This window comes from Hymenobacter jeongseonensis, assembly GCF_015694725.1.
Taxonomy (GTDB): Bacteria; Bacteroidota; Bacteroidia; order Cytophagales; family Hymenobacteraceae; genus Hymenobacter; species Hymenobacter jeongseonensis.
The window spans coordinates 158,006-175,826 of record NZ_JADQDQ010000009.1 but is presented as its reverse complement, the minus strand read 5'-3'; the positions used below and the strand labels follow the sequence as shown (position 1 = coordinate 175,826).

Sequence of the window (17,821 nt, the reverse complement as noted above, 5' to 3'; positions counted from 1 at the left end):
GGGACTGGTTTGAAATTGACCTGCTTGCTCTGGCGCTTAATAGCGCGGAAAGGCGGGGTCGACTTGCTCGGCCCAAGCGGCTACGCCGCCGCGCAAGTTCAGCAGGTTGGTGCGGCCGAGGCGGTGGCGCAGGTAGCCCAGTGCGTGGGCCGAGCGCACGCCGTGGTGGCAAATAAGCACCACCGGGCCGTCGGGGCGAATTTCGGCCGCGCGGCGGGGCATTTCGTCCAGGGGCAGCAGGAGGCTGCCGGGCAGGTGGCAGTAGTCAAATTCTTCGGGCTGGCGCACGTCCACGAGTTGCAGGTCGTCGCCGGCTTGCAGGCGGCGGTGCAGTTCTTCGGGGCTGATTTCCAGGGATACGCTTTCCATAGCTGAGCAGTAGGTGGGGCAAAAGTAGGCGTCGGAGCCCTACCTTGCGCCTTTCTTCTTCTGCTGGCGTTGGCTGTGGTTCTCTCTGCTACTTTATTTTCGGCGGCCTGGGCGGCAGTGCAGGCCGCTAGTCCGGTGGAAGTAGCCGGCGTGGTGACGGGCGTGGCCTGCGTGTGGCTGGCCGCCCGAAATTCCATCTGGAATTTCCCTATTGGCATTGTCAACGGTGGGCTTTACTTGGTAGTTTTCAAGCAGGCCCGGCTCTATTCGGATGCCGGCTTGCAGCTGGCTTTCATAGCCTTGCTGGTGTATGGCTGGGCGAAATGGCTGCGCAAGGACGCTTCGCCCGAAGCGCCCTCGCTGCCCATTTCCCACACCCCGCGGCGGGTGGCCTGGTGGCTGGGGGCGGCGGGCCTAGTGTTTGCGGTGGTTGTGGGCTTTTTGTTTAGTCGATACAGCGACGCGGCCCTGCCGTATTGGGACAGCAGCACCACGGCCATCAGCCTGGCGGCCCAGCTGTTGCTTTCGCGCCGCAACATCGAAAACTGGCTGCTCTGGATTGGGGTCGACGTGGCCTACGTAGGCATGTACTGGCACCGCGACTTGCACCTGACCAGCGTGCTCTACGCCGTGTTTTTGGGGCTGGCCGCGTACGGCTATTGGCAATGGCGGCGCGAGCTAGCAGCGCAGACGGCGCAAGCGCAGTCCGTTGTTTCTTAAAAGCTGGCGGGAGATGAGCCGCGGTTCCCAGCCCGGTTTTTCGTTTCCAGCCACTTACTAGGTTGCACCGGCTAAATAATTTCTGGTTTTATTTAGGCCGCCGCTCACTCCGTTTAACCTCCCTTTTTTTTTGCATAAGTTGCTGCGCGTTTCCCTTACTGGTCCCGAATCCACGGGCAAGTCGACGTTGGCCGCTCGGCTGGCGGCTCACTACGGAACCTCTTTTGCTCCCGAATTTGCCCGCGAGTATCTGGCCGATTCCGGTCCCCATTACACGCCCGAGGATATTGAGGAAATAGCCCGTGGCCAGGTCCTGGCCGAAGCGCACGCCGAAGCCCAGGCCAACGGGCTGGTGTTTTACGACAGCGACTTGCTGGTAATTAAAATCTGGTCGGAGCACGCTTTTGGCACTTGTCCGGAGTGGATATTGCGCCGCATCAGCCAGCAGCACTACGACCTGGTGCTGCTCATGGGCATCGACCTGCCCTGGCAGCCCGACCCGCTCCGCGAACACCCCTTTCTGCGCCAGCAGTTCTACGACCTCTACCAGCGCGAGCTGCGCGAGCAAATGGCCAATTTTGCCGAGATATCCGGCAACGAAGACCGCCGGTTCACCCAGGCGTGCTTTCTGATTGATGAGCTGCTGCGGGGCGCTTCGCTCCCTCTCCCCACCTCGCCTCTTCCCATGCCCGCCCGCCCCGACCAATACACCCTCACCTCGCCCAGCTGCCGCGCCACGTTTGCCGCATACGGCGCCGAGCTGACCAGCCTGGTAACCCTGGCCGATGGCCTTGAGTACTTGTGGCCCGCCGACCCGGCCGTGTGGGCGCGCCACGCGCCGGTGCTGTTTCCGCTGGTGGGCCGCCTGCCCGGCGATGCGTACTACCACGAAGGCCGCGACTACAGCCTGCCCCAGCACGGCTTTGCCCGCGACCAGATGTTTACGGTGGCCCAGCAAAGTGCATCGCAGTTGGTTTTCCAGCTGCGCCACGACGAAAAAACGCGGGCCGTTTTCCCTTTCGCTTTCGAGCTAACCATCACCTATACGCTGCGCGACGCCCTGCTCACCGTGCGCTGGGACGTGCGCAACCCCGCCCCCGAACAGCCGCTGCTGTTCAGCATTGGGGCGCACCCCGCGTTGCGCTGCCCCTTGCTGCCGGATGAGCAATTTGAAGATTACTTCTTTGAATTCGACCACCCCGTGACCTTGGACCGTCACCTGCTGCAAGGCGGCCTGCTCACCGGCCAAACCGCGCCGGTACTCCGCAACGAACGGGAATTGCCGCTCAGCTACGAGCTGTTTGCGGACGATGCCTTGGTGTTCAAGCACTACGATTTTACGCGCCTGACGCTGCGCTCGCACAAGTCGGCGCATTTCGTGCGGTTCCAGTTCGATGGCTTTCCCTACCTCGGCCTCTGGACCAAAGGCCCCGGCGCCGGTTTTGTGTGCATCGAGCCCTGGCACGGCATCGCCAGTCCCACGGGCGAGCCCGGCGAGCTCAGCGAAAAAGAGGGCATTCTGACGCTGGAACCGGGGCAGGTATTCTCGGCTGCCTACACCATCGAAATCGGCTGAAGGCAGGACTTGTGCCGGGCCCGGATTTAGGTGTTCGGGCTAGCCATGCTGCAAAAAGAAAGGAGCGGTTTGAGGGCCATAAATTGACCGTCAAACCACTCCTGAACCCACTCGTGGCGGCCTTTATATTATAGTAAAAGCAAGGGTGCGCTATGCGCGCTATACGCCCACCCGGCGCTTGTTGTAGTCGGGCTCCCAATCGTTGATGGGCCGGGAAATGCCGGGGGGCAAATCCAGGTCGGGCAGGCCGGGGTCGTGTGGTTCGCCGCCGTCGTCGTCACCGTCGGGCGGAGGGGGCGGCGGCATGGCCCGGCGGCGGCGCGGGAGAACCAGCAGAAACAGGAAAAAGGCGCAAAAAGCAACGGCGTAGACAAGGCTGAACATGGCGATAACAGCTGAAGCGGTGCAAAACTTTCAACGAAGGTTCGCGTCCCGGCGTTGCGCCGGCCGACGTCCCTAAATTAACTGACTTTCAACAAACGGCCAAGGGCAAAGTTGCCTGCCGAGGAGCTTGGCAGCTTGTTTTGCGGGCCGTATGGCGCGGGGCGTATACCTTTGCATCCTGTTTAGGGGTGCTGATGTTGTGCACGACATCGGCTGAGATGATACCCATCGAACCTGAACCGGGTAATGCCGGCGAAGGGAACAAACAATCCGCGGACGTTTCCGCTGTCACTCCGACCCCTGGGGTGATGGCGCGTTCCATTTTTTACGCCATAATCTTTTTGAAGACTGTATTGATTGCGGGAGCCGCCCTTCTGGGGACGGCCTTCGCGCCGGCATGGGCCCAAGGCCCCGTGTCCGGCACGGTTACCGATGCCCGAACGGGCGACGGACTACCCGGCGCCACCGTATTGCTCGACGGCGTGGCGGGCCCGGCCACCGATGCCACGGGCAGCTTTGTGCTGGGCGCCGTGCCCGCCGGGACGCATGAGCTGCGCATCAGCTTTGTTGGGTATGAGCCCGTGGTGCGGCAAGTGCAGGGCCAGGCCACCGAGCAACGCCTGACTGCCAGCCTGAAGCCCGGCGCTGTGCTCACCGGCGAAGCTCTGGTGACGGCTTCCCGCGCCAGCGACCGCACCGCCACGGCCTACACCAATCTCAGCAAGGAGGATTTGGCCAAGCGCAACTTCGGCCAGGATTTGCCCTATCTGCTCGACCAGACGCCTTCGGTGGTGGTGAATTCCGATGCCGGGGCGGGCGTGGGCTACACCGATATCCGCATTCGGGGCACGAGCAACATCGGCATCAACATGACCATCAACGGGGTGCCGTTGAACGACCCGGAATCCCGCGGCGCGTTCCTGGTGAACCTGCCCGACTTGGCTTCGTCCGTCAATTCCCTGCAGGTGCAGCGCGGCGTGGGCACCAGCCAGAACGGCGGGGCCGCCTTTGGGGCCAGCATCAACATTAGCACGCTCGACAACCGCCGCGAAGCCTATGCCGAGACTAACAACACCTACGGCTCATTCAACACCTGGAAGAACAACGTGCAGTTTGGCACCGGGCTGGTGGGCGGGCACTTCACCTTCGACGGCCGCCTCTCGCGCATCGCCACCGACGGCTACATGAACCGGGCTGCTTCGGATTTGAAGTCGTATTACCTGGCCGCGGGCTACCAAGGCAAGAATACACTGCTCAAATTCATCACCTTCTCGGGCCGCGAAAAAACCTACCAGGCCTGGAACGGTGTGCCCGAGCCGGCCATTACCGGCAACCGCGCCCTGCTGCAGACTTACGTGGACAACGGGGAATTATCGGAAGCCGACGCCGTGCGTGTGCAACAGGAAGGCCGCCGCTACAGCTACTATACCTACGACAACCAAACCGATAACTACCAGCAAAACCACTACCAGCTGCACCTCTCGCAGGCCTTAGGAGCAAACTGGAACCTGGGGGCGGCGCTGCACCTCACGCGCGGCCTGGGGTACTACGAAAACTACCGCGCCAACCGCCGCTTCTCGGCCTTTGGCCTGCCGGACGTGGTGATTGGCAGCCAAACCATCACCCGTACCGACCTCATCGACCGGAAGTGGCTCGATAACTACTTCTACGGCGGCACTTTTGCCTTCAACTACCAACCCAAAGACAACGACAAATTTCAGGCTACTATCGGGGGAGCGGGTAATATTTTCCACAACGACCATTACGGCGAGATTATCTGGGCCCAATACGCGGCCAATCTCCGGCCGCGCCAACGCTACTATTTCAACGACGCCACCAAATCGGACAACAACGCCTACGCCCGCGCCACATGGCAGGTGCTGCCCCGGCTTGGCGTGTACGGCGACTTGCAGGTGCGCCGCATCGAGTACAAAATCGATGGCCTGGAGGACGACCAGAACGACGTGACCACCCGCGCTAATTACACTTTTTTCAATCCCAAAGCCGGCGCCACTTTCACCCTGGCCGAGGGCCAGCAGCTCTACGGCAGCTTTGCCGTGGGCCAGCGCGAGCCCGTGCGCGCCGACTTCACCGACCGCCCCGCCGGCGACCAAACCGCCCGCGCCGAACGCCTCGAAGACTACGAAGCGGGCTACCGCCTCACCCGCGCCGACCTGAGCCTGCTGGGGCCGCGCACGGCCGTGCGCCTCGAAGCCAACTATTTCTACATGAACTACCGCGACCAGCTGGTGGCTACCGGCCAGCTCAACGACGTGGGCGCGCCGCTCCGCACCAACGTGGCGCGCAGCTACCGCACCGGCCTGGAACTCACCGGCGCTATTTCGGCCGACGATAAAATCAGCCTGAGCAGCACCCTGACGCTGAGCCGCAACCGCATTCTGGAGTACCGCGACGTGACCTACGATGCCAACTACGAGCGGGTGGAGGCCGCCCCGCGCACGTCCACCATTTCCTATTCGCCCGGCGTCGTTTCGGCCCACACTTTGGAAGGCCAGCCCCTGAAAGGCCTGCGTTTGGCCTTGCTCTACAAAACCGTGGGCCAGCAATACCTCGATAACTCGGCCAACGAGGCACGGCGCATTGCCGCCTATCAAGTGCTCGATTTACGCCTGCGCTACGTCATTCGCCCGGTTTTCATGAAGGAAATCGAGCTGGCCTTGCTGGTGAATAACCTGCTCAACCGCGAGTACGTGGCCAACGGCTATACCTACAGCTACGTGGGTTTCAGCGGGCAGCAGGAAACCTTCAATTGGTTCTTCCCGCAGGCCACCCGTAACTTCCTGGCTTCGGTGAACCTGAAGTTTTAGGTATCGGCCAATAAGCTAGAACGTCCTGCTGAGTGGGTCGAAGCATCTGTGACACGAGGAGTAATCAGTTACTACTGCGGTGGAAATGCTTCGGCCCGCTCAGCAGGACGTTCTTTTTTGCGCGCCTTTTCCTCAAATAATCAGACGTACGCCGCCCAACTCGGAAATCTGGTACGGAAACCGGTCGCCGGGAGAGCCGATAAACATGAAGTTCTTGGGAATGCACCACTTCTCGGACAGTTCCTCAATCAGCTCGGGGCCAAATTTGCCTTCCATCGTCACGAAATCCACTTCGATTTGCTCGTAGGCGCGGTCCAGCACCCGGATGTCGTTGAGCAAATCCTGGGGGTAGTTTTCGCCGTCTTTTAGCAACGTCACGATTTTGAGGCGGTTGGTAAACTCGTTTTCCACTACGTAGGCCATCACCTTGTTCAGGTTGGCCACGTTGTCGCCCTTGGTGAAAAACACAAATTCCTGCTTGGACAGCTCGCGCAGCTGGCGCCGCACCATGAGGCGCCCCAGCCGGGAGGCCCGGGGCAGGTGGCGTTCAAAGGCATCCACGGCCTTCAAGATAAAGTTAAGTATGGCAATGCGGTTGAGCATGATGGACACCACGGCCATGGTCGGCAGAAAGTACTGCAGGAACACCACCAGGTATTCGGGGTGAATCTTAACATTGCCATACAAGGCTACGAAAACGCCCAGCAAGGCCAGCGTAACCGTAATGATGCCGGCGTACACGGGGCGCGGCAGGTTGGGCCGCTTGCGCTTCAGCAGGAAGTTGCCAAGGGCAAAAAAGGCCATCACCGACAGAAACGAAATGGTGTACACCCCGGCCAGCGGCCCCAGTTTGCCGTTCGTAATCAACAGCACGGACACGCAGAGCACGAAAAACGTGATGAGGATGACGTAGTTGCTGCCCCGCTTGTTCTCCTTGAGGAAAAACTGCGGCAGAATGCGGTCCAGCGTCATCCGCTTCATCAGGCCGCTCACGCCCACGAAGGAGGTGAGCACGGCCCCGCTGAGCACGGCCACGGCATTGATGGAGATGAGCGTGCCCAGCCAAGGGCCGCCCGTGACGGTGCCCATGTGCGAAAGCAGGGTTTCGGTGTGCTGCCCTACTTCGGCCAGCGGGAGCACGGCAATGGCCAGAAAGGCAATCAGCGGGTTGAACACCGTGACCACCACCCACATGTTGCGCAGGGTTTTCTGGAACACGCCTCGGGCCTGCTCCTCCACGAAGTTGGCCGAGCTTTCGAACCCCGAAATGCCCAGCATAGCCGCACTAAAACCAAAAAACAGCGCATTCATAACGCTCCCGCCCTTGACGGGCATTTGGAAGTTGAGCGACAAATTATCGAAGCCGTTTTGGGCCAGATACCACACCGCCACGCCCACCAGCAGCGTGAGCGACAGCAGGTGAGTAATGAAAATAACCACCGCCACAATGGCTGATTCGGACATGCCCAGTATGGTTAGCAGCAGAAACAGCGCCAGCAGCCCCATGGTGGCGCTAATAATGGGCAAGCTGTGCCACAACGTGTGCAGGTAGTGCATGGCCTCGTTGGCCGAGAGCACGGCCGTGGCCATGTAGGACAGGATGGTGAGGCAGGCGGCCAGGGCGGCGTTGCGCTTGCTGGTGGTGTTCAGGAGCACGTTGTAGGCGCCGCCGTTCAGGGGCAGGGCGCCCACTACCTCGCCGTAAATTTTACGAAACAGAAACAGCACCGCCCCGACTACCAGCAGGGCCAGCCAGGCATATTGCCCGGCATAGGAAATGGCCAGGGCCGAGACGTACAGGCAGGAAGAGGAAATGTCGTTGCCGCAAATGGCAGTGGCTTCCAGTTCGTTAAGTTTCTTTGCGTGGCTCATGTGCGGCCTTAGCTAAGGCGGGTAGGTGGGAATGGATAGTCTGTACGGCGAAGCCTGCGTTTGGGAGCAGTAAGAAGCGAAATTTTTGCAAAACCTCACCACAACGAAATTTTTAATCTGGTTTTCGGGCTGTTGCGCAGCGAACTGCGCCCCCGCTACGGCTGTTATCTTTGCGCGCACATCCCACCTCACCACCCCCTTTATGTCCTCCCAAGCCGACGTTCTTTCCCCGGAATCCAAAGCCCACACCGCCCAAAAAGGCAGCACCAACGCCAACGGCTTCACCGATTACTTCGACCTCGACGGTCTGCTCACCGAGGAGCACCTGCTCATCCGCCAGAGCATCCGCGACTTCGTCAAAAAAGAAATTAATCCGAACATTGAGAAGTGGGCGCAGGACGCGCATTTTCCTTCGGAAATCGTGCGGAAGTTTGGTGACGTGGGCGCTTTCGGTCCCACCGTGCCCCAGGAGTACGGCGGCGGCGGGCTGGATTACATCAGCTACGGCCTCATCATGCAGGAAATTGAGCGCGGCGATTCCGGCATGCGCTCCACGGCCTCGGTGCAGGGCTCGCTGGTGATGTTCCCCATTTACCAATATGGCTCCGAGGAGCAGCGCAAGAAGTTCCTGCCCAAGCTCGCCAGCGGCGCATGGCTGGGCTGCTTCGGCCTCACCGAGCCCGACCACGGCTCGAACCCCGGCGGCATGACCACCAAAATCGAGGACAAAGGCGACCATTACTTGCTGAACGGCGCCAAGCTCTGGATTTCGAACTCCCCCGAGTGCCAAGTGGCCGTGGTATGGGCCAAAAACGAGCAAGGCCGCATCAAAGGCGTGATTGTGGAGCGCGGCATGGAAGGCTTCAGCACCCCCGAAATCCACAACAAATGGAGCCTGCGCGCCAGCACCACTGGCGAGCTGGTGTTTGAGGATGTAAAAATCCCAAAGGAGAACATCCTGCCCAACATCGACGGCCTCAAAGGCCCGCTCAGCTGCCTCGATTCGGCCCGTTTCGGCATCGCCTGGGGCGCCATCGGCGCGGCCATCGATTGCTACGAGTCGGCCCTGAAATACTCGCTGCAGCGCGAGCAGTTCGGTCAGCCCATCGGCGGCTTCCAACTGCAGCAGAAGAAACTGGCCGAGATGATTACCGAAATCACCAAGGCTCAGCTCATGGCCTGGCGCTTGGGCGTGCTCAAAAACGAAGGCAAAGCCACCAGCGCCCAAATCAGCATGGCTAAGCGCAACTCCGTGGAAATGGCCCTGCATGTGGCTCGCGAAGCCCGCCAGATTCACGGCGGCATGGGCATCACCGGCGAGTACCCCATCATGCGCCACATGATGAATCTGGAATCGGTGATTACCTATGAGGGCACCCACGACATCCACCTGTTGATTACGGGTGCTGATATTACGGGCATTCAGGCGTTTAAATAATATCGACGGCTTCTGGCTCGAGACACACAAAACGGCCGCTCTAGTAATGGAGCGGCCGATTTGTGTAGGCGTTTGGGATGGCTAGGCTTCAGCGTTTCTCCAACAAATACGTCTCGCTGAAAGTATTATTATAGTAATTGCCATTGGTTGTGGATGGCGTGTTTCGGTCGGTCATCTGCACCACCTGCCACCCATCGTGCCGCAGTTCGTTAAGTTTGAGCAGCGTTTTGGAGCGACCCAGGGGCGCGTCCGCCTCCTTCACCTGTATCATGTTCACCTTGCCATCAGCTGCAGTAATAATTAGGGTGCCCCGGCCGTCTACGTTATAAGCATCCAGTTGCATGTAGGTACCGGGCTGGTTCTCATTGGGAGCGAAGGCCCAGGAGCCGGCCACGGCCAGCGCCAGCGCGGCGGCGAGAAATGCTTTTTTCATAAAAAGTTAAGAGGGAAGAGTGGAAATATTGATTCAATATACTGAGGACGGCGTGGCATGGCCTCGAACGCAAGCATTACACAAAACCAAAACCTGCCGCCCATGCCGTAATTTGGCCCCATGATGAAAATCGCTACCGATTCCGAACCCCTCGTGCTGCTCGAGTGCCTCGTGGCCGGCACTTCGCACCGCGACAACCTCGTGCAGTACGAGCCCAGCCTGAGCGTGGGGCAGGCCCTGCAGCTGAGCCGCGAGCCCAGCAACAAATACGACGACTGGGCCGTGCAAGTGCACACCGCCCCCGCTACCGACCCCGCCAACGTGTGGCTCGGCTACCTACCCGAAGGCCGCAACGAAACCGTAGCGCGCCTCCTCGACGCCGGCAAAAACCTTACGGCCCGCCTCAACCACAAGTCCTGGGAATCGGATTGGCTGCACTTGGATATTGAAGTGCTGTTGAACGAGTAATAACAGGAACGTCATGCCGAGATTGTCGAAGCATCTCGCGTGTGGTAGTAATCTTAGTCGTTCAGCGAAGCACGCGAGATGCTTCGACAAGCTCAGCATGGCGTCCTTTATATAAGGCTACTTTTTTGGAACGCAAAGGAGCTTTTTTGCCGGCAACAAGGTTACTCACTAGCTTAGCAAGCGTCGACCAATTAATTTAGTAAATACCATTATGCGCGAAGCCTATCTCACTGGCGGCAACGAGAGTTTCGATGCCACCGATAAGGACATTGACAAGGCCCTGCGGCCGCTTAGTTTCGACGACTTCACGGGCCAGGAAAAAATTCTGGAGAACCTGAAGGTGTTCGTGGCCGCTGCCAAGCAGCGCGGCGACGCCCTCGACCACGTACTGCTGCACGGCCCTCCCGGCCTGGGCAAAACCACGCTCTCGCACATCATTGCCAACGAGTTGGGCTCGGGCATCAAGATGACGAGCGGCCCGGTGCTGGACAAGCCCAGCGACCTCGCCGGCCTGCTCACCAACCTGGAGCCGCACGACGTGCTGTTCATCGACGAAATCCACCGCCTCAACCCCGTGGTGGAAGAATACCTCTACTCGGCAATGGAGGACTACCGCATCGACATCATGCTCGATTCGGGTCCGAATGCGCGTTCGGTGCAAATTTCGCTGTCGCCCTTCACCTTGGTGGGCGCCACCACGCGTTCGGGCATGCTCACGGCGCCGCTACGGGCCCGTTTCGGTATTTCGGCCCGCCTGGAATACTACGATTCCAAGCTGCTGACCACCATCGTGCATCGTTCGGCCGAAATCCTCGGTACGCCTATTCACGAAGACGCAGCTTTTGAAATTGCCCGCCGCTCGCGCGGTACCCCGCGCATTGCTAACAACCTGCTGCGCCGCACCCGCGACTTTGCTCAAATTAAGGGCGACGGTACCATCACGGTAGACATTGCACAGTTTGCCCTCAATGCCCTTGACGTAGACGCTCGCGGCCTCGACGACATGGACAAGCGCATCCTGACCACCATCATCGACAAGTTCAAAGGCGGCCCGGTGGGCATCAGCACCATCGCCACGGCCTGCGGCGAGGAAGGCGAAACCATCGAGGAAGTGTACGAACCGTTCCTGATTCAGGAAGGCTACATCAAGCGCACCTCGCGCGGCCGCGAGGCTACCGAGGCTGCGTACCAGCACCTGGGCCGCCTGCTCCCAAACCACTTGCGCGGCAACAACGGCGCTAGCTTGTTTGATGAAATAACGTCGTAGCGTCGTAGTGTGAACTCTGCGAGTCCGCGTTTCGAACGAACTGAACCATGCGCGGACTCGCAGAGTCCACGCTACACTACGGAACGCGCCGCCCCCAGCGGCGCGTTTTCTGTTTCTTTGCACCTCTTTCTCCGTCGCCCATGCTTCCCCAATCCGAATGGGCCCCGTTTATCAAGCGCCGTGCGGCCGAGCTAGGCTTCATGGCCTGTGGTATTTCCAAGGCCGAATTTTTGGAGGAAGAGGCCCCGCGCCTCGAAACCTGGCTCACGCGCCGCATGAACGGCAAGATGGGCTATATGGAAAACCACTTCGACAAGCGCCTCGACCCACGCCTGCTGGTAGACGGTGCCAAATCGGTGATTTCGCTGCTGCTGAACTACTATCCCGCACCGGAAGACCAGCAAGCCGATGACACGCTCAAAGTGAGCAAATACGCTTACGGCCGAGACTACCACTTCGTCATTAAAGACAAGCTGAAGCTGCTGCTGGCCGATATGGAAGCCGAAATAGGGCAGATTGGTGGGCGCTGCTTCGTCGATTCGGCACCAGTACTGGACAAGGCCTGGGCCAAGAAATCCGGCCTTGGCTGGGTGGGCAAAAACTCCAACCTAATAACGCCCGGCACCGGCTCGTTCTACTTCATCGCCGAGTTAATTGTGGACGTGGAACTGCCCGCCGACGGTCCCATCCGGGACTACTGCGGCACCTGCACCAAATGCGTGGACGCCTGCCCCACGCAGGCCATCACGGAGCCGTATGTGGTGGACGGCAGCAAGTGCATCAGCTACTTCACCATCGAGTTGAAGGACCAGATACCCACCGAGGTGGCCGGGCAATTCGGCAACTGGGTTTTCGGCTGCGACATCTGCCAGGACGTGTGCCCTTGGAACCGCTTTTCGAAACCGCACAGCGAGCCCCAGTTTCAGGCGCATCCTAGCCTGAAAGACCTGACGCCCGGCGACTGGCGCGAAATCACCCACGAATTGTTCACGGAGCTGTTCCGCCAGTCGGCCGTGAAGCGCACGGGCTACGAAGGGCTGAAGCGCAACATTAAGTTTGTGCTCGACACCGACTAAGCGGCCACAGTTTGGGCATATGGCGCGGCGCTACTGGCTCGACTACCCGACGCTGATTTGAAAGGCTGATTCGTCGAGGCTGCCAAACACGCGTTGCAGCACAAGGCGATAAACGCGGGCAAACTGCTGGTAGCACCACACCCGAAAGTCTGGCACCTCCGCTGGCATGAGCATTTTGAGAGACTTACGGAGTTCTTTTTCGAACAGGGCTTGGTTAAAGCTTACTTTGAGCAGAATCATTTTCACGTAGTCTAGCATAGCGTTGGCAGTACGAAAGAAAGAAGAAATATAAAAATGGGCACCAATTCCTACGGAAGAGCTTGGTTGCCACCCTTTAATAAAGATACAATAGCAAGGGAGAATTGTGCAAGAGAAGCACATAGAATCTAATTGCCCAAGCAGACCGAATACGCAAAAGGAGCGGCCTGAGCCGCTCCTTTCCGTCATAATACCCAAATTTTATATCCTTAACCAAAAATACTAAGCAGCGCCGTAGCCTGGAGCGTAGGCAGCGGTTCGTCGAAAGCCTCCGCAAATGCCCTGGACTGCACCGCGTTAACGCCAGTGAGAATGGTTGGGAAGGGGACAACGGTGGTACCGGTCGAGATTTGCCGCTCGTTGGCTTCGAAGGTGTAGATGGACGTGGGTGTAGCGCCACTGCTGCTGGTGCTGGGAACCAACACGGCAGCGGTAGGGGCCGTGTCGGCGGTGCTGGGCCAGCTTTTTACCGCTGTGGCCGGCGTAGCGGAGCGCCGCAAGGTGCGAACGTGCGAAGCGTGGCGGGCTTCCACCAACTGCATGCGGAGTACAGCGTCAAACAGGGGCTTGTCGGTGGTGAGGAAGGCAAGCTGGCCGAGGTAAATGCTGGCGCTGGCGTCCTCCAGTTGCTGGGCAAGCTGCAGGAAAGCCGTGTAGTCGGTCAGCACGTTAGGGAACAGCACGGGGTTTGCCGGGTTGTTTCGGCGGCCACTGAAGTCGAAGCTAGGCGCCGGGGGCGGAGTTACACCCGCAAACGAAAGGGTATCGCGCAGAAAACGGGCGTGGCCCTGCTGCTGCTGCTGCAGGCGCACAAAATCGAGCCGGACGGCGGCCTGGGCAGCGTTGGTGAGCACGGGTGCCGCCAGCGCCTTGGTGTAAAAGTCCATGAGCAGGTCTTCGAGCTTGAGGAGCAGAACAACGGCGTCGAAGGAATTATTGGCGGGAGCCGCTTGCGCGGGCGTACCGAGGGCCAGGGGCAAGGCGGCTACTGCCGCGCGCGCACCGGCTTGGCCCAGCTGGCGAAGCAGGTCACGGCGGGGAGCGGCGTCCGAGGGAGCGTCGACGGAACTGATGCGGTCGAGAAGCGAGAGGAAATTCATGCGGAATCAGGCAAAAAGGAGGCGCTACGCCGTGGGCAGTGAGCTGGGCGAAACCACAACGGGCAAGAAAAAAGCTTTGGTCTCGTCGAGGACCTGAGTGGGGGTTTTGGCCAAACTCACGCTCTGCAGGGCGCCTTCACTCACCACCACATCGGTGTCGGCAAAGGAGCCGGGGGTGCGCAGGTCGCGGACGAAAGCGGCATGGCGGGCTTCCACCGAGGCAATCTTGGCTAGCAGCGCTGCCGTGGGAACAGCCGCCAACAAGCGCAAGCTCCCGGCGTAGGCCGCCACCGACAGGTCTTCGAGCTGCTGCGCACCTGCCAGCACGCCGGCCCGTGAGGTGAGCGTCAGGCTGGAGAAGTCAAACGGCAGCGGCTGCAACAGGGCCGTGTCGTAGGCGTTGGCGCCCAGCATAAAGCGCAACGTTTCGCGGTGGACCAGTTCATGGTCGCGCAGGTCGTTGAAAGCGAGCTTCTCGGCTGCTGAAAAGTCACTTGGAAATGCATCGACCACCTTTTGGTAGAAAGCCGTTTGGAGCTGCTTTAGCAAATACAGGTAATTGAGCAGGCCCGGGTCGGCCTGGGCCAGTTGCAGCAAGTTTGGGTCAACGACTACGGGCGTAGGCTCCGTGTCGGAGCAGCCGGCCAATACCAGCGAGGCGGTGGCCGCCGAAGCGCCCGCTACCCGTAAAAAAGTCCGGCGATGCAAAGCCCCGCTCCGGGAAAAAAACGAATCAGACATAAGAATAGAACCGCCGGGTGCCCAAGCGCACCTCGCCGCTACCTACAAAGATACTCGCAGCGGCCCAGGGGTGGCATGCCCCCAAAAAAAGGATGGCCCGGGGCGGGCCATCCTTGTATGAAACACATTGACTGAAAATTTTTTGGCTACGACAGAAGCGCAAACGTTGGGGTGCCGGTTTTGACGAAGTTGCGGGCAATGGCTTTCACTGTGGCCATGTCCAGGGGTTCGTCAAACGCTTCAGAAGCAGCCGTCGGGATATTGGTCGTGGCCAGTCCCGCAATAACAGCCGTGGTGAGGATGGTGCTGATGCTGGCCCCGGCCTGGGTCACATTGTCTTCGGCCGGGTAGAAAATCGTGGTGGCCGTGCCCGATGCCGGCGTGCCCGGGCCATACACCGCGTCGGTTGTGCCCGGGGCGGGGCCACCTCCGTCGCGGCCCGATACCCAACTCTTGGGCGAGGTGCTGAGGTTGGCACCCGGGGCAACCAGTGAGGCACGGTCGTTGGCGGGCATCAGCCCGCCACGGCGCATGGTGCGCACGCGGGCAGCGTGGCGAGCTTCCACCGAATGAATGTTGAGGGCGGCTTCGAGCACGGTTTTGTTCGACATCAAATCCGTGGCGCTGCCCTTGTAGGCCCGCACGCCGGTGTCTTCCAGGGCCTGGGCCACAGCCAAAAACGTGGCTGGGTTGGTCAGCACATCGGCAAAAAGCGCGGCCCGCGAGCCGCCCTGCGCGCCGGTGTAGTCAAAGTCCGTGGCGGCTGGCGCCACTGGCGTGGCGTTGAATGGGGCCGCTGCGATGACCCCGCGCAGGAAGGTAACGTGGTTGTTTTCGTCGGTTTTAATCGAATTCAGGGACTTGACGTTGTTGGCGCTCAAGGCACTGGTGATGGTGGTGCTACCCGTGCCGATGTTGTAAAAATTGGCTTCGAGGTGCTCCAGCAGCAGCGCGTAATTAAGCACTTCCAGCACGGTGGCCTGCGTGGCGGTGGCGCCGGCGTAGGCTTTGTTGAAGATAGAACCCAGGGCAAAGGGCACGGCGGCAACGGCCAACTTGCCGCCCAGCCCGCTCAGGTGCTGGAACACGCGGCGGCGTGAATCGAGGCGACCGTACACTTCGGGGTCCACCTTTTCGATTTCGGAGAGAATATTCAGAAGATTCATAAAGCAGGAAGATTAAAATAAGGAAAAAGCCCGTCCGGACTTATACCAAGCCCGATACGTCCAGCTTCGAGCCTGCTTTTAGAAACGTGTTGGCTATGGCTACTACTTCGGTTGGGGATTTGGAGCGCTCCAGGCCGGTTGGGGTGGCCGAAACCGGCCCGCCCGCCACAATGGGGCCGCCGGTGGTCACTTGCACCACGTCATCGCCCACAAAGGTGGCTTCGGCAAGCAGGTCGCGTATGAGCGAGGCGTGGCGGGCTTCAACCGACACAATTTTGCCTGCCAATACCAGGTTCAGCGGGCTTTGAATGTAGCGCCCCGCACCGTTGTAAGCTGCTACGCCCAAGTCTTCGAATGCTTTGGCGGCATCGAGCACGCCCAATTTTCCGCCGGTCGCACCCGTGCGCACGCCAAAGTCGATGGTCGCAAAATCGGGTTCGAGGTTTTTGATGGCGTTGCTGCTCAGGGCCGCCCGAAAGAAATCACGGTGCGCCACCTCGTGGTAGTGGAGGTCGTCAAGAATCTGCTTTTCGGCGCTCGATGCGGCCAGCGACTTGTAGTAGTCACCGTCTTTGAGTTGGGTGTAAAACGCGGCTTCCAGCTGCTCCAAAGCATAAGCGTAGTTGAGCACGCCAAAGTCGTTGGCACTGCTGATGCCCACATTCACCAAGCCACTGTTGGGTGTGGTGTCGCTGTCATCGTCGCAGCCGGCCAGCACAAGCGCCGTGGCCCCGGCAGTAGCACCAGCGTACAGGAAGAACGAACGCCGTTTGATGGGGGCGTACAAGGGCGGCGCGGGCGAAAGACGCTCGGGGCCAGTGGGCCGGGTAGTGTCGGACATGAGAAGAAAAAAGTTAGTGAATTAAGGAATGAAGCCGTCGGGCTGAGCCCATCAGGAAAATCGAACGCAGCCCACCATGGCATGAGCAAGCACACTCGAATCAAGACAAATACGGCGGATTGTGATGGAACGGCGAATAACCAGTTGCTTGCAGTAAGAACGCTGATTAGTCAATAACCCGCCGTAAAGCTACCGGATGGTTGGTGCTGATGAGGTTGGTTCAATGCCTTATTTCGGGCCAAGACGAAGCATAAGAAGGCGGCTTAGCTAAAATTATGTTGAAATAACGGTGCAAAACCTACACCTTAGCCAGTATCATCGTTTAGGCGCAAACCACTACCCATTTAGAAACACAAAAGCCGGCCCCGCATATGCGGGGCCGGCTTTTGTATATAAGCTGCTTCGATATAGAAGCGGATTACCGATTGGTATTAACCAACAAGACCACCGGCGCGCGAAGGGGCAAGTACTTCGGCCTTAGTCAGGATTTCGTCGAACGAAGCCTGTGCGTCTTTGGCAGTATAACCGCCACCAAGCTTGGTAATGTCCACGCCCGACTGCGTGGTGTTGCTCTCGGGAATAGCACCTTTATAGTGTTCCTGGCCGTCGAGGTCACCGTCGCCGCTAATCCAAGGCGTTTGACCGCGCATGTAGCGAATGTGAGCCGCGTGACGGGCTTCCACCGAGTGAATCTGCAGAGCAGCCTGGAGCGGGTTCACCATGCCTACGCCGGTGATGTTTACGTCGGGAATACCCAACAAGTCTCCAGCGCGGCCTTTGTAGGCCCGTACGCCGGTGTCCTCAAGTAGCTGGGCTACTTGGAGTTGTGCCTGGAAGGAAGTGAGTGTCGCAAACGTGGTTGCTTTGAAAGTGACCGGAGCAGTCGGCGTTCCACCAATGGTGGTAATTACCGTTTTCAGCAGGTTCACGTGAGCCGTTTCATGCTTCAGGATTTGACGGATGGCAGCTTGGTCATCAGCGGAAACCGTAGCAAAAATGGGCGAAGCAACTACCTTTTTGTAGAAATCCTCTTCCAAGTACTCCAGCGTAAGGGCGTAGTTGAAAACTTCCTTGGGGTCGCCGGCGGTAGTGCCAGCATAAGCTTTCGAAAAGAAGGCAGCCAAAAAGGCGGGAGCCGAAGCCAAAGCAGCGCGCTTACTTACCGTGGTCAACGAGTTGAACACAGAACGCCGGGTATCCAAGCGACCCATTACGTCGGGGTCTACTTCGGAAAGCTGATTGATAATGTTGAAGAAATTCATGGTGAAGATTGATTACGATTGG

Annotated in this window: 17 protein-coding genes and 1 riboswitch; of the genes, 7 read left to right on the top strand and 10 right to left on the bottom strand. The window is 59.4% G+C overall.

Going from position 1 to position 17,821, the window contains the following annotated elements; all coding sequences use genetic code 11:
* Window positions 1–36 precede the first annotated feature (36 nt).
* Complete coding sequence (locus tag I2I05_RS17220) at window positions 37–369, bottom strand: rhodanese-like domain-containing protein (protein ID WP_196283495.1); 333 nt, start codon at window positions 367–369, stop codon at window positions 37–39.
* 75 nt (window positions 370–444) lie between these two features.
* On the opposite strand from I2I05_RS17220, the gene pnuC reads away from it, so the two are divergent.
* Both pnuC and I2I05_RS17210 read left to right on the top strand, forming a co-directional pair.
* Window positions 445–1,089 (top strand): nicotinamide riboside transporter PnuC, encoded by a 645-nt coding sequence (gene pnuC, locus I2I05_RS17215; protein WP_317192370.1) that lies wholly within the window; start codon window positions 445–447, stop codon window positions 1,087–1,089.
* 130 nt (window positions 1,090–1,219) lie between these two features.
* Complete coding sequence (locus I2I05_RS17210) at window positions 1,220–2,665, top strand: aldose epimerase family protein (RefSeq protein ID WP_196283493.1); 1,446 nt, start codon at window positions 1,220–1,222, stop codon at window positions 2,663–2,665.
* 159 nt (window positions 2,666–2,824) lie between these two features.
* On the opposite strand, the gene I2I05_RS17205 is transcribed toward I2I05_RS17210, so the two are convergent.
* Entirely contained in the window at window positions 2,825–3,049 is a 225-nt protein-coding gene (locus tag I2I05_RS17205) for a hypothetical protein (protein ID WP_196283544.1), read from the bottom strand.
* Between the two features lie 174 nt (window positions 3,050–3,223).
* Window positions 3,224–3,329, top strand: a riboswitch (TPP riboswitch).
* Between the two features lie 61 nt (window positions 3,330–3,390).
* On the opposite strand from I2I05_RS17205, the gene I2I05_RS17200 reads away from it, so the two are divergent.
* Window positions 3,391–5,877 (top strand): TonB-dependent receptor, encoded by a 2,487-nt coding sequence (locus I2I05_RS17200; RefSeq protein WP_196283492.1) that lies wholly within the window; start codon window positions 3,391–3,393, stop codon window positions 5,875–5,877.
* A gap of 132 nt (window positions 5,878–6,009) precedes the next feature.
* Here I2I05_RS17200 and I2I05_RS17195 read toward each other — a convergent pair whose 3' ends face one another.
* On the bottom strand, window positions 6,010–7,749 hold the full coding sequence (locus tag I2I05_RS17195; RefSeq protein WP_196283491.1) for an APC family permease: 1,740 nt from the start codon (window positions 7,747–7,749) through the stop codon (window positions 6,010–6,012).
* A 202-nt stretch (window positions 7,750–7,951) separates the two neighbouring features.
* Here I2I05_RS17195 and I2I05_RS17190 point away from each other — a divergent pair, with 202 nt between their 5' ends.
* The gene (locus tag I2I05_RS17190; RefSeq protein ID WP_230688388.1) at window positions 7,952–9,187 is read left to right on the top strand and encodes an acyl-CoA dehydrogenase family protein; all 1,236 of its coding nucleotides are present in this window, start codon (window positions 7,952–7,954) and stop codon (window positions 9,185–9,187) included.
* 88 nt (window positions 9,188–9,275) lie between these two features.
* On the opposite strand, the gene I2I05_RS17185 is transcribed toward I2I05_RS17190, so the two are convergent.
* Window positions 9,276–9,620 (bottom strand): hypothetical protein, encoded by a 345-nt coding sequence (locus tag I2I05_RS17185; RefSeq protein WP_196283490.1) that lies wholly within the window; start codon window positions 9,618–9,620, stop codon window positions 9,276–9,278.
* Between the two features lie 120 nt (window positions 9,621–9,740).
* Between I2I05_RS17185 and I2I05_RS17180 the strand changes: the two genes are divergently transcribed.
* From I2I05_RS17180 to queG, 3 genes are all read left to right on the top strand, one after another.
* Window positions 9,741–10,088, top strand: coding sequence for an HIRAN domain-containing protein (locus tag I2I05_RS17180; protein ID WP_196283489.1), 348 nt, complete (start codon window positions 9,741–9,743; stop codon window positions 10,086–10,088).
* Between the two features lie 211 nt (window positions 10,089–10,299).
* Complete coding sequence (gene ruvB / locus I2I05_RS17175) at window positions 10,300–11,355, top strand: Holliday junction branch migration DNA helicase RuvB (RefSeq protein ID WP_196283488.1); 1,056 nt, start codon at window positions 10,300–10,302, stop codon at window positions 11,353–11,355.
* 140 nt (window positions 11,356–11,495) lie between these two features.
* Window positions 11,496–12,431 carry a tRNA epoxyqueuosine(34) reductase QueG gene (queG, locus tag I2I05_RS17170; protein WP_196283487.1) on the top strand — a complete coding sequence of 312 codons (936 nt, stop codon included), beginning with the start codon at window positions 11,496–11,498 and terminating at the stop codon, window positions 12,429–12,431.
* A 42-nt stretch (window positions 12,432–12,473) separates the two neighbouring features.
* Here the strand turns inward: queG and I2I05_RS17165 are convergent, their stop codons facing one another.
* The 6 genes from I2I05_RS17165 to I2I05_RS17140 form a co-directional block, all read right to left on the bottom strand.
* Window positions 12,474–12,689: a hypothetical protein gene (locus tag I2I05_RS17165; protein ID WP_196283486.1), complete on the bottom strand. Its 216-nt coding sequence runs from the start codon at window positions 12,687–12,689 to the stop codon at window positions 12,474–12,476.
* 209 nt (window positions 12,690–12,898) lie between these two features.
* Complete coding sequence (locus I2I05_RS17160; RefSeq protein WP_196283485.1) at window positions 12,899–13,789, bottom strand: ferritin-like domain-containing protein; 891 nt, start codon at window positions 13,787–13,789, stop codon at window positions 12,899–12,901.
* A 24-nt stretch (window positions 13,790–13,813) separates the two neighbouring features.
* Window positions 13,814–14,530: a ferritin-like domain-containing protein gene (locus tag I2I05_RS17155; RefSeq protein ID WP_196283484.1), complete on the bottom strand. Its 717-nt coding sequence runs from the start codon at window positions 14,528–14,530 to the stop codon at window positions 13,814–13,816.
* A 146-nt stretch (window positions 14,531–14,676) separates the two neighbouring features.
* Window positions 14,677–15,696, bottom strand: a complete 1,020-nt coding sequence (locus tag I2I05_RS17150) for a ferritin-like domain-containing protein (protein ID WP_196283483.1) — start codon at window positions 15,694–15,696, stop codon at window positions 14,677–14,679.
* Window positions 15,697–15,736: 40 nt separating this feature from the next.
* On the bottom strand, window positions 15,737–16,537 hold the full coding sequence (locus I2I05_RS17145) for a ferritin-like domain-containing protein (RefSeq protein WP_196283482.1): 801 nt from the start codon (window positions 16,535–16,537) through the stop codon (window positions 15,737–15,739).
* Window positions 16,538–16,968: 431 nt separating this feature from the next.
* Entirely contained in the window at window positions 16,969–17,799 is an 831-nt protein-coding gene (locus I2I05_RS17140; protein WP_196283481.1) for a ferritin-like domain-containing protein, read from the bottom strand.
* Between the last annotated feature and the right edge of the window lie 22 nt (window positions 17,800–17,821).

Coding starts and splice junctions, on each gene's coding strand:
- I2I05_RS17205 (WP_196283544.1), bottom strand. CDS start 3,049: ATGTTCAGCCTTGTCTACGCCGTTGCTTTTTGCGCCTTTTTCCTGTTT.
- I2I05_RS17160 (WP_196283485.1), bottom strand. CDS start 13,789: ATGAATTTCCTCTCGCTTCTCGACCGCATCAGTTCCGTCGACGCTCCC.
- I2I05_RS17145 (WP_196283482.1), bottom strand. CDS start 16,537: ATGTCCGACACTACCCGGCCCACTGGCCCCGAGCGTCTTTCGCCCGCG.
- queG (WP_196283487.1), top strand. CDS start 11,496: ATGCTTCCCCAATCCGAATGGGCCCCGTTTATCAAGCGCCGTGCGGCC.
- I2I05_RS17195 (WP_196283491.1), bottom strand. CDS start 7,749: ATGAGCCACGCAAAGAAACTTAACGAACTGGAAGCCACTGCCATTTGC.
- I2I05_RS17185 (WP_196283490.1), bottom strand. CDS start 9,620: ATGAAAAAAGCATTTCTCGCCGCCGCGCTGGCGCTGGCCGTGGCCGGC.
- I2I05_RS17220 (WP_196283495.1), bottom strand. CDS start 369: ATGGAAAGCGTATCCCTGGAAATCAGCCCCGAAGAACTGCACCGCCGC.
- I2I05_RS17190 (WP_230688388.1), top strand. CDS start 7,952: ATGTCCTCCCAAGCCGACGTTCTTTCCCCGGAATCCAAAGCCCACACC.
- ruvB (WP_196283488.1), top strand. CDS start 10,300: ATGCGCGAAGCCTATCTCACTGGCGGCAACGAGAGTTTCGATGCCACC.
- I2I05_RS17165 (WP_196283486.1), bottom strand. CDS start 12,689: ATGCTAGACTACGTGAAAATGATTCTGCTCAAAGTAAGCTTTAACCAA.
- I2I05_RS17150 (WP_196283483.1), bottom strand. CDS start 15,696: ATGAATCTTCTGAATATTCTCTCCGAAATCGAAAAGGTGGACCCCGAA.
- I2I05_RS17155 (WP_196283484.1), bottom strand. CDS start 14,530: ATGTCTGATTCGTTTTTTTCCCGGAGCGGGGCTTTGCATCGCCGGACT.
- I2I05_RS17180 (WP_196283489.1), top strand. CDS start 9,741: ATGATGAAAATCGCTACCGATTCCGAACCCCTCGTGCTGCTCGAGTGC.
- I2I05_RS17140 (WP_196283481.1), bottom strand. CDS start 17,799: ATGAATTTCTTCAACATTATCAATCAGCTTTCCGAAGTAGACCCCGAC.